The sequence below is a fragment of the Corynebacterium argentoratense genome, assembly GCF_021491455.1.
GTDB lineage: Bacteria > Actinomycetota > Actinomycetes > Mycobacteriales > Mycobacteriaceae > Corynebacterium > Corynebacterium argentoratense_A.
Map to the genome: position 1 here is coordinate 15,668 of NZ_JAKETN010000007.1, position 13,105 is coordinate 28,772.

Here is a 13,105-nt window from a genome sequence, read left to right on the forward strand (position 1 = left end):
CCCGGGCGCTATGCTAGAGCCCATGACTGATTCTTCCGAGAACACCACCCCCGGTTCCCCCTTGAGCGGCGCCGCCAACGCCGCCATCGACTTGGCTGCGGAGATCGCCAAAGAAACCGCCGGCCGAAACATCCCTGGCCTGGGTGAACTGCCTGTGCCGGATGACACCGCCAACCTTCGCCTTGGCCCCAACCTCCACGATGGTTTGCTCGCCCTGCTGCCCTTAGTCGGCGTATGGCGCGGTGAAGGCCAAGCCGATAGCCCCATCCACGGCGCCTTCAACTTTGGCCAAGAGATCATTTTTGCCCACAATGGCCACAACTATTTGAGCTACGAATCCCGCCAATGGAAGCTCGACGAGGAAGGCAACCACGATCCTTCCATGGAGGAAATCCGCGAGAAGGGCTTTTGGAGGATTTCCGAGAAGGACGAAATCGAATTCACCTGCGTTAACTCTGTGGGCGCTGTGGAGATTTTTTACGGCGAGCCCTTCAATGAGCGCGCGTGGCAGCTGGAGAGCGCATCGACCATGGTGACCGCAACCGGTCCGGAGAAGCTGGGCCCGGGCAAGCGCCTGTATGGTTTGATGCCGACCGCTGACCTGGGGTGGGTCGATGAGCGGCTGATCGACGGCGAGATGAAGCCATACATGTCAGCCGAGCTACGCCGCGTCATCGGCTAGTCGTCGTTTCTCGCTGGCTAGAAGCCCAGCGCTGCATTTAGTAGCGCTCGGGCTTGTTTATTTGCAGCCTTGTGTGTACTGGTGGGGTGCTCGTCGACAGCCGTGACCAGCACCGGTCCGCGCGAGGAGCTCACCAACCACACGCTGTCTGCGCCGAGGATGTGCTCCAGTTCCATGGGGCGCTGTTTGACCTTCCACCCATGTTTTTCGGCGTAATCGAATACGCGGCGTTGGGTGGTGGATTCCAGGATCCCTTTGGCTTCGGGGGTGCGCAGCTTTTTGCCTTTGACCGTGATCAGCGAGGATGTGGAACCTTCCAGCAAAAGGCCTTTGTGGGTGAAAATGACGTCGTCATAGCCCTGCGATTGCGCGTATCGCACGGCTGCCATGGTGTCGGCGTATGCCAGTGTTTTAGCACCGAGTGCGCTTGCTTGCCCCTTGGGTAGCAGCATGCAGCGCACCCCATGTTCGCGCTGGTGGAGTGTGCTTTGTTCTAGGGGGTAGATGACGCACCATGCGGTGGCGACCCCGGTGCTTGCCCGCCCGCGGGACAGTGTCCAGACCATGCGGCCTTCGTCTTGCCCCCATTGGCTTAAAGCTAGGTCGGTTGCTTTCTTCCACAGTTGAGCATCGGGGTGTGGCAGGTCGAGGGCTTGGGCCGAGCGGGCGAAGCGTTTGGCGTGCGCGTCGAATTCGCAGGCCTCATTGTTTGTGACGCGCAGTGTTTCGAAGATGCCGTCGCCACGGGTGACGCTGGCGTCGTCGAAGAAGATATGGGGCATGGTGGGGTTGTGTAGTCGCATCGATCCGCCGAAGGGTTCGACGAGCACAATCACCGGGGGTTTTTGCATACTTTCAGTATGTCAAAAGCCAGCGGTTTACACTGGCCGGGTGACTATTATCTCGCCTGAGTACCGTTCCGCACTGTTGGACCCAGAGGTTGCGTGCCGTATACCGGGGGTCAAACTGCCCGTGGATAACCAAGATGCCCCGCGGGGCGTCGCCTGGCATTACGGGGATCCGCTGGTGGAGCAGCGTGCGCCTTTCGTGGTGGATCGTAGCGATCGGGTTGTCGCGAAGGTTACTGGCTCTGATCGGCTTAGTTTTTTGAACAATTTACTAAGCCAGAAGCTCGACGATCTTGTAGCGTCCAACAACAGTGATGACGCCGGGTGGGCCCAGCGTCGGGAGGCGTTGAATCTGGATGCACAGGGCCGGGTGCTGCAGCACATGGCGGTATGGTCCGTGGGGGATGAGGTGTATGTGGAGTGTGCCCGTGCAGGCTCCCAAGAATTGTTCGACTACCTGCAAAAAATGATCTTCTGGTCGGACGTTCAGATTGAAATCACTGACCTAGCAATCCTGACTGTTGTGTCCGACTCCCCTGCTGATCCACTGGATTGCTGCGTTGCCAGCGCCAGCTACCCCCTTGGGGTGGCCCCTGGGCCGTTGGTCACCGACCTGCTTGTTGAGCGCAGTGCGTTGCCCGACGCGGCGTCATTGTTGGTGGAGCAGGGCTATCGGCTGGCCGGCTTGATGGCCTGGGAAGCAGAACGCGTGATGACTGTGATGCCGGAGGTCGGTGTGGATACCGACGCGACAACCATCCCGCACGAGGTCTATGCTTTTGTTAAAGACCAGCGTGCCGTACATTTCGACAAGGGCTGCTACCGGGGGCAGGAAACTGTTGCCCGCGTGCACTTCCTTGGGCGTTCACCCCGAACACTTGTGCAGGTGTATCTGGATGGATCTGTGCCGGAACTTCCTGCTCCGGGCACGCCGATCACTGCTGGCGGCACGCGCTCCGTGGGAGTACTGGGCACCGTGGTCGACCACGCCGATTTTGGCCCCATTGGGCTGGCTCTGCTGAAGCGGTCTGCCGTGGGCAAGCAGCTGGCCGCTGGGGAGTGCGCCCTGAGCGTCGAAACGGACACGGCAGACTTGGCGGAGACGAAGGGCGCGGGCCGCGAAGCTATCGAAAGGCTCCGTGGCGGCAACTAATTTGCACAGGTCACACGTCTAGACGGGGGCATGTTAGCGTTGTGGGCACTTGTAGGCTATTGTGTTCCCTAGGAATAAAACGTATTGAATCTCTCATCCGGAACGCGCATAAAGCCCACGCGTTCCGCTCATGCCAAGGGGGTTTAGCCCATGGGTCGCGGTCGCGCGAAGGCAAAGCAGGCCAAGGTAGCACGCCAGCTTAAGTACAACATCCCTAATATGGACCTGGATTCCCTCCAGCGTGAACTCGCTGGTAAGTCTGAAGGCAACAACAGCTCTTACGCTGATGATTACGAAGCCCCAGATTTCGATCAGGCCCTGTACGAAGAATGGGCCGACGTGATCGAAAAAGACTAGGTCTGTTTTAAAAAAAGGGGAGCAGCTTTTTAAAAGCTGCTCCCCTTTTTTTGCTGCCTTTTAGATCAGTTCTGCGCGGGCTTCGCCTTCGGCAGCTTCGCGCACGGTTCCTAGCTCCCAGGCATCCATGTGGCGTGCGGTGAGCATAGCCAGTGCGCGGTCGCGGTCTTCGGGTGCGACAATGGCGACCATGCCGACGCCCATGTTGAAGGTTTTTTCCATCTCTTCCTGCGGCACCTTGCCGTAGCGGGCGATGGTGCGGAAGATCTGCTGCGGTTCCCAGGTGTTGCGGTGCATGGTCGCCACGAGACCTTCGGGGATGATGCGGACCATGTTGCCGACCAATCCCCCACCGGTGACATGGCAGAAGGTACGCACATCGCATTCGGCGGCGAGCGCCAGGCAATCCTTGGCGTAGATGCGGGTGGGCTCAAGGAGTTCTTCGCCCAGGGTGCGGCCGAGCTCGTCCATGTATCCATCGAGCGGCAGTCCGGCCTTTTCCAGCAGGACGTGGCGGGCCAGGGAGTAGCCGTTGGAGTGCAGGCCGGAGCTTGCCATCGCGATGATTGCATCCCCTGCGCGGACACGCTGCGGTCCGAGGACTTCATCTTCCTCAACGACGCCGACTGCAGTGGCGGACACGTCGTAGTGTCCGGCCTCCATTACGCCGGGGTGCTCTGCGGTTTCGCCACCGAGCAATGCGCAGCCGGCGCGGACGCAGCCTTCTGCAATGCCTTCGACGATTTCCGCAACGTGCTCAGGCACGACCTTGCCGATAGCAATGTAGTCCTGAAGGAACAAGGGCTCAGCGCCGCATACGACTAGGTCGTCTACGCACATGGCGACCAGGTCGATGCCGATGGTGTTGTGCACATCCATGGCCTGCGCAACGGCAAGCTTGGTGCCCACGCCGTCGCTACCTGCCGCGAGGAGGGGCTTGTTGTACTTGCCGAGGGCGAACAGTCCTGCGAAACCGCCGAGTCCACCCCGAACCTCAGGTCGGGTCGCACGCTTGGCGTGGGGTGCAAACAGCTCTACCGCGCGGTCGCCGGCTTCGATATCGACACCGGCTGCAGCGTAAGACACGGACTGGTCAGCGTTGAGTTGGTTTTCAGACACGGTTGTTTTCTTTCTGCATTCGGTGAACAAGTTCAGCGTTCGCATCCCCTTGGGGCATGCCTAGCGGGTAGATCCCGTCGAAACAGGCGCAGCACAGTTGCGCGCGGTCTTGGCGGGAGGCCTCCACCATGGAATCCACGGAGACGAAGCCTAAGGAGTCCGCGCCGATGGCGGTGCATACAGCGTCCACCATGGCGTCATAGTCATTGCCGGCAACGCAGTTGGCCAGCAGCTCGCCAGGTGAGGCGAAATCGATGCCGTAGAAGCACGGCCACTTCACCGGCGGTGAGGCAATGCGGACATGTACTTCCGCTGCGCCGGCTTCGCGAAGCATGCGGATCAGCGCACGCTGGGTGTTGCCGCGCACGATCGAGTCGTCGACAACAACAAGACGCTTGTCCCGAATGACCTCTCGCAAAGGGTTGAGCTTCAGGCGGATGCCCAGCTGGCGGATGGTCTGGGAGGGTTGGATGAAGGTGCGGCCAACGTAGGCGTTTTTCACCAAGCCTTGACCATAAGGAATGCCGCTGCCTTGGGCGTAGCCCACGGCCGCAGGAGTACCGGAATCAGGCACGGGGATGACCATGTCGCCTTCGGCAGGCGCTTCCTTAGCCAGCAGTCGACCAATTTCCACGCGGGTGGCGTTGACGGCGCGCCCACGGATAACGGAGTCGGGGCGGGCGAGGTAGACATATTCGAACACGCACCCCTTGTGGGTGGTTTCTGCGAAGCGCTGCGTGTGCACACCCGCCCCGTCGATGCGGATAAGCTCGCCGGGCTCCACCTCGCGGACGAAGGAAGCACCAACGATGTCCAATGCCGCGGTCTCCGAGGCGACAACCCAGCCGCGCTCCAGTCGGCCGATAGCCAGGGGCCGCACGCCGAAAGGATCACGAGCAGCATAAAGAGCCGTGCCGTCGGTAAAGCACAGGCAGAAAGCACCCTGGAGGCGCGGCAAAAGATCCATTGCAGAATCAATGACGCTTCGGCCGTCGCGCACACCATCAGACAAAAGTGCACACATCACGTCCGAGTCACTGGGCGCGGTGACCTCATTGGCGCCATCAGCCCCGCGTGCGCTCAACGCCTCCGGGTCGGCCCAGCGCTTATCAACCAGCCCCTTGGTTGCGGCTTCTACCAACAGCTCGCGGAAATTCACGAGGTTACCGTTGTGGCCCAAGGCAATATCAGTGCCGTCTGGCGCCATGCGAAACATCGGCTGGGCATTTTCCCAGCACGCACCTCCGGCGGTGGCGTAACGGGTGTGCCCCACCGCCACATGCCCCTTCAAAGCATCCAAGGTTTGCTCATCAAAGACTTGGGAGACCAGACCGAGGTCTTTAAACACCACGATCTGGTCTCCGTCGCCTACAGCTAAGCCGGCTGCCTCTTGCCCACGGTGCTGGAGGGCATACAAGCCGTAGTAAGTCAGTTTGGATACGTCTTCACCCGGCGCCCACACCCCAAAGACACCGCATTCCTCGCGTGGAGGAGCCTCAAGTTCATCAACTGTCGACACAAAAACACATCGTATAGCCCCCGCTGCACTATTGCGACTTGATACCCCCGGCTAACCCGCCATGCGATCCAGCACCGACTGTACTTCGCCCGCGCGCGTGCCGGACAGTGAGGCCGAAGCGGCATCATTAATTGTCTGTTCGCCCAGCACACACAGGATCCAATCCTTGGGCGAGACTTCAACAACATTGGGTGGGGTTCCGCGCTTGTGCGCCGGGCCGTCGATCAATTGAGCGGCAGCAAAAGGAGGAACGCGCAGCTCAACGGACTTTCCCGGGCGTAATGACGCCGCGTAGGCCACTGTCTCACGCACCGCGGAGGCCAGCAGGCTACGCGAGGGGGTCTCGGCGGCGCCACGGGCCCAAGATGCGACCTGTTGGTTGATGGAAGGAGGGTTGTGCGCGGACATAGCAATCAAAGATAGATAGACTATTGAGCTATGTCTACGCGCTCCCCCGAAGTAACTCTTCGTTTCCTCGCTGCCCCCACTGACATCATCATGGCTGGAGCCCATGGAGTCGGTGGCGGGCGCGTGCTCGAATGGATCGACAAGGCGGCCTACGCGTGCGCCGTCGGCTGGTCCGGGGCCTACTGTGTGACCGCTTACGTCGGCCATATTCACTTCACCCGGCCGATCCCGTCTGGGCACATCGTCGAGGTGCGCTCGCGCATCGCGATGACCGGTCGCTCATCCATGCACATTATTAACGAGGTGCTTTCCGCGGACCCGAGGGAAGGAGTGTTTACCAGAGCATGCGACTGCCTGGTGATCTTCGTCGCCAAGGACCCAGTCAGCGGCAAGCCTATGCAGGTGCCCACATTCACCCCCCGCAATGATGAAGAACAGCGCGTGTTTGAGGCGGCCAAGTCCCGTATTGAGCTGCGCAAAGCCATCGAGGCCGAAATGGAGAAGCAGACCTACAACGGCCCCTCTGATGCTCCTAGAATGATCACCCGCTTTTTGGCCAAGCCCACCGACGTCAACTGGGGCGGCAAAGTCCACGGCGGCACGGCGATGGAATGGATCGATGAGGCCGCAACAGCCTGCACCATGGAATGGTCGGGAGAATCCACGGTGGCGGTGTATGCCGGTGGTATCCGCTTCTACCGCCCCATCCAGATCGGTGATTTGATCGAGGTGGACGCCCGCATGCTGCGCACCGACGCCCGCTCTATGCAGGTCAGCGTGCATGTACGCAGTGGCCTGCCTGCTGATGGCCGCACCGGGCTGCAGACCGCCATCCACGCTTCGATCACCTACGTCGGTATTGATATCGACGGCAACGCACTTCCCGCGCGCCAATTCGTACCGCGAACGGAGGAAGACCAACGTCTTTCCGGGCACGCTGCGGTGCTGCGTGAACTGCGGATGGAATACCGCCCGCTGCCACTGATCAGCAGGAAAGAAAAACTGATCTACGAAGCAGAGATCGGGGAATAGTCCATGGAAACCGCATTCATGATCATGGGGATCATCTTCGCCACCATCGTGCTGGTGCGCGAACTTCAGGATAAGTCGAGCACTCTGCGTTGCGTCGTTCTATCCTTCTTGGTGCTTTTGACGGGTGTGCTGGGGTTCATCGGGTGGCTTGCGTTCCGCTACTGGGAGCTGCGCACCGGCCGCCATATCGACTAAATCGAAAGCCCCGGCACTCTGACCGCTGCGTATGCCGTGTTGAGTGCCGGGGCTTCGTGCGTTACGTCGATACCTTAAAGCCATCTTCACCCTCCCAAATGGGTACGGGTGCCCCTTCGCCACGCATTGCCCGATCGACGGCCTCAATTCCCATTTTTCCGGCGAAAGCGGGCGCAAAGGCTTTCCACGAAGAGATGTGGCCTTTGCGGGACTGACGGGTTGCTGTGGTGGTGTGAAGCGCCTGGCCAATCGCTTGATAGATGGTGTCGCTATCGAGGCCCAACAGTGTCCCTAGTCCTGCCGCTACGGACGGACCTAGGTGCGCAACATGGTCGATCTTGTGATCGTGAAGGCAGATGCCTCGCACCAGGTCAACCTGGATTTCATAGGCGGTTGCGAGCTCACGTATGACGTCGCGACCATGCAGCTTTTTAGTTTGTATTGCGGCGACAGTCGCAGGGATCTTGTCACCAGGGTGCGAGCAGTCCGCGGCGAGGAAAGTGTCATGGAAGTCTAGTTCACGCACCGCGACTCCGTTTGCCCAGGCTGCCCATTCAGTCGAGTAAGCGCCGGGGATGCCGAACACTGCCGCGCCACCGGGGGTGGGGTGTGCTGTGGCTTGTTCTCGGGCGACGGTCACGGGCCGCCTAGCTACTGATGCTGCCGATACCGCGGCGTTGTCGATGATGCGGTTGATGATCATCTCTTCGACCGCTGCGTCGACCTCTACAGGGTCGGTTGCCACGCGGGCTATGGCGTGGGCTAGATGGTCTTCGTATGGGAAGTCCTCTGCGGATCGCCGCGTCGGAACTGTGTGGTTGAGTATATAACCTCCTGCAAAATGTTGGCTGGGTTATATGCGAGACTAGGTAGGCGCGACGGGCGTTTTCGAGGGGTTACAGTTGCAAATTTTTGCGGAATGTTTAGCCCCAACCTGCAAGTTCTTTTTAAAAAAGCAGTTCACACGCGTCGCAGTGGGGCGGCTGCCGCGTGTGCGCGCTCAAGCCTGGGGGTAGAAAGCGGACGCCGCGTAGGCATCGTCCAGGGCCTTGCGATCCGCCACCGACTCCACCAACCGCTGAGCATCCGAGTGCACCAAAGCCGCGTGATACTGAAGGTGCGCCACGCGCGCCGGATCCGAGATCACCCCACACAACCTGGCGTAGGCCTCAAGCAAATGCGCATACACCGCGACGGTGCCCGCAGCATTCTGACGAATCTGCTCGAACATCGCATCGACGATCCCCTCGAAGGTACTCACCGAGTACCGCATCACCAGATGAGAGCCCTCATATACCAAGCCATCTGGAAGTTTGCGGTCACGCAATCGTGCCAGTACTTCAGCGAATCGATCGATCACATCCATAGCCGTGAACGGATCATTAGTACCGGGACTCAAAGCCCTCACCGCCACCTCCAACAACTGGCGGATAGAAAACTCCAGGTCTTGAACATCATCACGCTCAGCGCCGATGATGATGTTCGAGCTCACAGGATCCCCCGCGGCGTCAACACGGGCGATGGGCATCCCCGTGATCACCTGATCCCCGGCGCGCACTAGGATATCCACGGGCCCCTCGGCGGCCTTCACGATGGCCTTATGATCAATGAGCTGCACATATCCCCCACGCTCTGCCCGGATAGTGTGGGATTCGGGATGCCTTTCGAAATACCCTTCCGGCGGCTGTGCCGCCACAACCCCGTCTTTTTCCGCCAGTTTGGTTCCGCGCTCGATGGCTTCGTGAAGGTCCTCTGACAATAGGTTGACCACGCGCGTCATCGAAATTGACCGCGCCATATGGCCAATGTAAAACACCAGGAAACCGATGCAGAGCGCCGCGTACAACATGACAACAGACACGTTGTAGTGAGGGACAAACACGTCCTCGCCTTCAGCACCACCGCTGACGGCACGCAAACTATAAAGCGACAGCGCGAACGTGGCGACGAACATTCCCAGTGTAGCTTGGATTCCACGGTCATGGAGGAAGCTGTGCAAGAGTCGCGGCCCCATGGTCGACACGACCGAAGACAGTGCGGCAATAGTGATGGAAAAGACGGTGCCAGCAACACCGATCGATGCTCCCGTGACCGCCGACAAAAGACTGCGGGCACCCGACTCGCCTCCCTCGTACACGAACAGCAGGCCTTCCGGCACGCCGAAGCGTTTCTCGATCCAGATGAGCGCTTCAGCCAGCACGATGGACACGGTCACCATGGCTGCCGGAACAAACCAGAAGGTTGCCGCCGCCAGACGTATTTTTTGACGCAGAGGGTTCACAGTGTGACAACCTAGCACCAAAAAGTAACGAAAAGCAGGTTCAGAACCGATAGTGTGAGTAACCAAAGGAAGCTCGGCAACTAACTCCTAGGTATCGGGTTCGCGGGGTTAGCGCTCTTTATCGCCACCGCTGCGATCGCCCCTCAATTCGATTGGAATAGGAACAGCGTCCAGGGTGCGGCACTTAAGTGCACAAAAAGAGCAGCCCACCAGCACAGTGGGCTGCTCCTCTCTTTTCGTCCTAGCGACTAAACGCCTCCAGCAGTGCGGTTACACCACCGAGTTCGCACCAGCAGCGTGACCAAAGAGCTCAGGCAAGGTGTTCTTCCACGCAGACTCCAGCTCATCCATCGGAATGGACACACTAGCAACGTCGTAGCTGTCGCCACGCAACTCGCCAATCAGTGTCGCAGGCACACCATGCTGCTCAGCAGCGGCGAAGAAACCACCAACATTGTCCGCATCCATTGCAACAACCACGCGGGACGCCGACTCAGAGAACAATGCAGTGAAAGCATCATCGGCAACCTCAGCCAGGTCCACAACCACGCCGCAACCAGCGTTGATAGCCAGCTCCACCAGCGTCTGGTTCAAACCACCCTCCGACACATCGTGAGCAGCCGCAACCACACCGCGGGAATCCGACAACAAAGCAGCAAGCCGCTGTTCATTACCCAAATCCACCACCGGGGGCATACCGTTCAAACCGGCACCCGAAACCTGCTGCCAGATCGAACCACCGAACTCATCGAGCGTCTCCCCCAAGAGCACCAACTGCTGACCCGCAGCAGCCTTCGTGCCGATCGACGACGCGACGTCATCAATCACGCCGAGGACACCCACAACTGGGGTCGGCAGAATAGGCTCCGCACCAGTCTGGTTATAGAAGGACACGTTGCCGCCGGACACCGGAATACCTAACTCGTGGCAGCCATCCGCCAAACCATGCACGGCCTCCTTAAATTGCCACATGACATCCGGGTTTTCCGGCGAACCGAAATTCAAGCAGTTCGTCACCGCAATCGGCGTGGCACCAGTGCAGGCAACATTGCGGTAGGCCTCCGCCAAGGCAAGGCGCGCGCCCATGTTCGGATCAAGCTTGGTGTAGCGACCGGAGCAGTCCGCAGACACAGCAACACCTGCACCCGTTTCTTCATCAATGCGTAGCACGCCAGCATCCGCATCCTTGGCCTGGACGGTGTTGCCACGAACGTAACGGTCATACTGCTCCGTGATGAACGCGCGCGAGCACAGCGCCGGCGAGGACACCATGTCGATAACAGCCTGGCGAATACCTGCGGCGTCCTCGGGCTTGTTGACGCCGCGGAACTGCTGCAGCTCATCCTGCCATTCCGGTCGCGCGTAGGGGCGCTGGTACTCCGGCCCCTCATTGGCGATGGTGTGCGCAGGAGCGTCCACCACGACCTCGCCCTTGTGGGTGATCACCAAGTGATCGTTGTCGGTCACCTCGCCGATCTCGGCGACAGTGACGTCCCAGTGGGCACAGATTTCCTTGAAACGGTCCACGTTTTCCGGGGTCACAACAGCACACATGCGCTCCTGGGACTCGGAAGACAGGATCTCCGCTGCCGTCATGTTCTCCGCGCGCAGAGGCACAGCATCGAGGTTGACCATCATGCCGCCGTCGCCCGACGCTGCGAGCTCAGAGGTCGCACACGACAAGCCCGCACCACCCAAGTCCTGAATACCAACAACCACACCAGCGCGGTAGAGGTCCAGGCAGCACTCGATCAAGACCTTCTCCGCGAAGGGGTCACCGACCTGAACCGCAGGAAGCTTGCGCTCGGCACCATCTTCGAAGGTGTCGGATGCCAGCACGGACACGCCACCGATGCCATCAAGGCCGGTGCGGGAACCAAACAACATCACCTTGTTGCCCAGACCCGAAGCGAACGCCAGCTTCAAGTCCTCAACCTTCAAGGTGCCCACGCACAGCGCGTTGACCAGTGGGTTACCAGCGTAGGACTCATCAAACACGGTTTCGCCGCCGATGTTCGGCAAGCCCAGGCAGTTACCGTAACCACCGATTCCGTCAACCACACCCGGCAGCACACGCTGCGTATCGGGGGCATCGGCGGGCCCGAAGCGCAACTGGTCCATCACAGCGATAGGACGCGCGCCCATAGCCATAATGTCGCGGACAATACCGCCCACGCCCGTCGCAGCACCCTGATGAGGCTCCACATAAGAGGGATGATTGTGGGACTCCACACGGAAAGTCACCGCATGGCCGCCGCCGACATCCACCACACCAGCATTTTCACCAATGCCGGCGAGGATCTTCGAACCCATCTCCTCCGTCGTGGTCTTACCGAAGTAACGCAAGTGAGTCTTCGAGGACTTGTACGAGCAGTGCTCGGACCACATCACCGAATACATCGCCAACTCAGCATCCGTGGGGCGTCGACCCAGGATTTCCTTGATGCGGGCGTACTCGTCGTCTTTCAAACCCAAGGCAGCATAGGGCTGCTCCAGGTCCGGCGAAGCAACCGCATCCGCCACGGTGTCATTCAAGCCACCACTCACGCTATTGTGGGTCACTTTTCAAGCTCCTTCACGACAGAGACAAACAGCTCCAAGCCATCCAGCGAGGGGCCAGTGAGCAGCTCACATGCATGCTCGGGGTGCGGCATCAAACCAACAACGCGACCGTTGGCAGAACACACACCAGCGATCGCGTTAACAGAACCATTGAAATTATCCGTGTAGCGGAACACCACCCGGCCTTCGTCCTCAAGCTGACGCACAGTCTCCTCAGACGCCTGGAAACGCCCCTCACCATGCTTCGCCGGGATCAAAATCTTTTGGCCCTTATCCAAAGTGGACGTCCATGCCGTGGAGTTGTTCTCAACCTCCAGGTAGGTATCCACACAGTGGAAATGCAGCCCCTCATTGCGGGTCAGCGCACCGGGCAGCAAACCAGCCTCCGTCAAAATCTGGAAACCATTGCAAATGCCCAACACCGGCATGCCCTTGTTCGCGGCATCCACCACCGAACGCATCACCGGAGCCAACGCAGAAATAGCACCCGAACGCAGGTAATCACCATAAGAAAACCCGCCAGGCACTACCACAGCGTCCACACCCTTGAGATCAGGGTCCGCATGCCACAAGTCCACAACCTTCGCCCCCGCGATGCGCGACGCACGCGCGGCGTCAACATCATCCAGCGTGCCGGGGAAGGTGATCACACCAATCGTTGCGCTCACTGCTGCCCCTCAACAATGATCTCGTAATCCTCAATCACAGTGTTCGCCAGCAACTTCGACGCAAGCTCCTCGAGCTCAGCGGCGGACAGCTCCCGCTGCGCATCAATCACAAAGCGCTTACCCTGACGAACATCACTGACCCCATCAACACCAATGCGGCCCAGCGCACGCTGGACCGCCTGGCCCTGAGGATCGAGGATTTCTGCCTTCGGCATAACATTGACAACTACACGGGCCACGGATGACTCCCTTGAATTTGGGCAGCTAGATACGCCCGCAAG

At 59.7% G+C, this 13,105-nt stretch carries 13 protein-coding genes and 1 pseudogene; 5 read left to right on the forward strand and 9 right to left on the reverse strand.

Annotated elements, in window-relative coordinates; all coding sequences use genetic code 11:
• Window positions 1-22 precede the first annotated feature (22 nt).
• The gene (locus tag L1C91_RS08905; protein ID WP_234858960.1) at window positions 23-682 is read left to right on the forward strand and encodes an FABP family protein; all 660 of its coding nucleotides are present in this window, start codon (window positions 23-25) and stop codon (window positions 680-682) included.
• A 17-nt stretch (window positions 683-699) separates the two neighbouring features.
• Here L1C91_RS08905 and L1C91_RS08910 read toward each other — a convergent pair whose 3' ends face one another.
• The gene (locus tag L1C91_RS08910; RefSeq protein WP_234858961.1) at window positions 700-1,533 is read right to left on the reverse strand and encodes an aminodeoxychorismate lyase; all 834 of its coding nucleotides are present in this window, start codon (window positions 1,531-1,533) and stop codon (window positions 700-702) included.
• A gap of 40 nt (window positions 1,534-1,573) precedes the next feature.
• Here L1C91_RS08910 and ygfZ point away from each other — a divergent pair, with 40 nt between their 5' ends.
• Both ygfZ and L1C91_RS08920 read left to right on the forward strand, forming a co-directional pair.
• Window positions 1,574-2,683, forward strand: coding sequence for a CAF17-like 4Fe-4S cluster assembly/insertion protein YgfZ (gene ygfZ, locus L1C91_RS08915; protein WP_234858962.1), 1,110 nt, complete (start codon window positions 1,574-1,576; stop codon window positions 2,681-2,683).
• A gap of 150 nt (window positions 2,684-2,833) precedes the next feature.
• Window positions 2,834-3,040, forward strand: coding sequence for a DUF3073 domain-containing protein (locus tag L1C91_RS08920; protein WP_021012182.1), 207 nt, complete (start codon window positions 2,834-2,836; stop codon window positions 3,038-3,040).
• A gap of 60 nt (window positions 3,041-3,100) precedes the next feature.
• Here the strand turns inward: L1C91_RS08920 and purM are convergent, their stop codons facing one another.
• Genes purM through L1C91_RS08935 form a run of 3 tightly spaced genes read right to left on the reverse strand, consistent with a single transcriptional unit; the run spans window position 3,101 to window position 6,086 of the window.
• Window positions 3,101-4,159, reverse strand: coding sequence for a phosphoribosylformylglycinamidine cyclo-ligase (gene purM / locus L1C91_RS08925; RefSeq protein ID WP_021012183.1), 1,059 nt, complete (start codon window positions 4,157-4,159; stop codon window positions 3,101-3,103).
• Window positions 4,152-5,678 carry an amidophosphoribosyltransferase gene (purF, locus tag L1C91_RS08930; protein ID WP_234858963.1) on the reverse strand — a complete coding sequence of 509 codons (1,527 nt, stop codon included), beginning with the start codon at window positions 5,676-5,678 and terminating at the stop codon, window positions 4,152-4,154. Before purF ends, purM begins: the two co-directional genes overlap by 8 nt.
• A 51-nt stretch (window positions 5,679-5,729) precedes the next feature.
• Complete coding sequence (locus tag L1C91_RS08935; protein ID WP_234858964.1) at window positions 5,730-6,086, reverse strand: sterol carrier family protein; 357 nt, start codon at window positions 6,084-6,086, stop codon at window positions 5,730-5,732.
• Between the two features lie 30 nt (window positions 6,087-6,116).
• Here L1C91_RS08935 and L1C91_RS08940 point away from each other — a divergent pair, with 30 nt between their 5' ends.
• Together L1C91_RS08940 and L1C91_RS08945 are read left to right on the forward strand one after the other, a co-directional pair.
• Window positions 6,117-7,118 carry an acyl-CoA thioesterase gene (locus L1C91_RS08940; RefSeq protein WP_234858965.1) on the forward strand — a complete coding sequence of 334 codons (1,002 nt, stop codon included), beginning with the start codon at window positions 6,117-6,119 and terminating at the stop codon, window positions 7,116-7,118.
• Between the two features lie 3 nt (window positions 7,119-7,121).
• Window positions 7,122-7,313 carry a hypothetical protein gene (locus tag L1C91_RS08945; protein ID WP_234858966.1) on the forward strand — a complete coding sequence of 64 codons (192 nt, stop codon included), beginning with the start codon at window positions 7,122-7,124 and terminating at the stop codon, window positions 7,311-7,313.
• A 79-nt stretch (window positions 7,314-7,392) separates the two neighbouring features.
• On the opposite strand, the pseudogene L1C91_RS08950 reads toward L1C91_RS08945, so the two are convergent.
• The 5 genes and pseudogenes from L1C91_RS08950 to purS all read right to left on the reverse strand — a co-directional run.
• A pseudogene (locus tag L1C91_RS08950) lies at window positions 7,393-8,139 on the reverse strand (MmgE/PrpD family protein); the annotation flags it as partial.
• A 174-nt stretch (window positions 8,140-8,313) separates the two neighbouring features.
• Window positions 8,314-9,594 (reverse strand): DUF2254 domain-containing protein, encoded by a 1,281-nt coding sequence (locus L1C91_RS08955; RefSeq protein WP_234858967.1) that lies wholly within the window; start codon window positions 9,592-9,594, stop codon window positions 8,314-8,316.
• Window positions 9,595-9,864: 270 nt separating this feature from the next.
• The gene (purL, locus tag L1C91_RS08960) at window positions 9,865-12,156 is read right to left on the reverse strand and encodes a phosphoribosylformylglycinamidine synthase subunit PurL (RefSeq protein ID WP_419178736.1); all 2,292 of its coding nucleotides are present in this window, start codon (window positions 12,154-12,156) and stop codon (window positions 9,865-9,867) included.
• Window positions 12,153-12,824, reverse strand: a complete 672-nt coding sequence (gene purQ, locus L1C91_RS08965; protein ID WP_021012189.1) for a phosphoribosylformylglycinamidine synthase subunit PurQ — start codon at window positions 12,822-12,824, stop codon at window positions 12,153-12,155. Before purQ ends, purL begins: the two co-directional genes overlap by 4 nt.
• On the reverse strand, window positions 12,821-13,063 hold the full coding sequence (gene purS, locus L1C91_RS08970; protein WP_021012190.1) for a phosphoribosylformylglycinamidine synthase subunit PurS: 243 nt from the start codon (window positions 13,061-13,063) through the stop codon (window positions 12,821-12,823). The genes purQ and purS overlap by 4 nt, the downstream gene beginning before the upstream one ends.
• Between the last annotated feature and the right edge of the window lie 42 nt (window positions 13,064-13,105).

Coding starts and splice junctions, on each gene's coding strand:
- L1C91_RS08905 (WP_234858960.1), top strand. CDS start 23: ATGACTGATTCTTCCGAGAACACCACCCCCGGTTCCCCCTTGAGCGGC.
- L1C91_RS08940 (WP_234858965.1), top strand. CDS start 6,117: ATGTCTACGCGCTCCCCCGAAGTAACTCTTCGTTTCCTCGCTGCCCCC.
- L1C91_RS08945 (WP_234858966.1), top strand. CDS start 7,122: ATGGAAACCGCATTCATGATCATGGGGATCATCTTCGCCACCATCGTG.
- L1C91_RS08935 (WP_234858964.1), bottom strand. CDS start 6,086: ATGTCCGCGCACAACCCTCCTTCCATCAACCAACAGGTCGCATCTTGG.
- L1C91_RS08910 (WP_234858961.1), bottom strand. CDS start 1,533: ATGCAAAAACCCCCGGTGATTGTGCTCGTCGAACCCTTCGGCGGATCG.
- L1C91_RS08920 (WP_021012182.1), top strand. CDS start 2,834: ATGGGTCGCGGTCGCGCGAAGGCAAAGCAGGCCAAGGTAGCACGCCAG.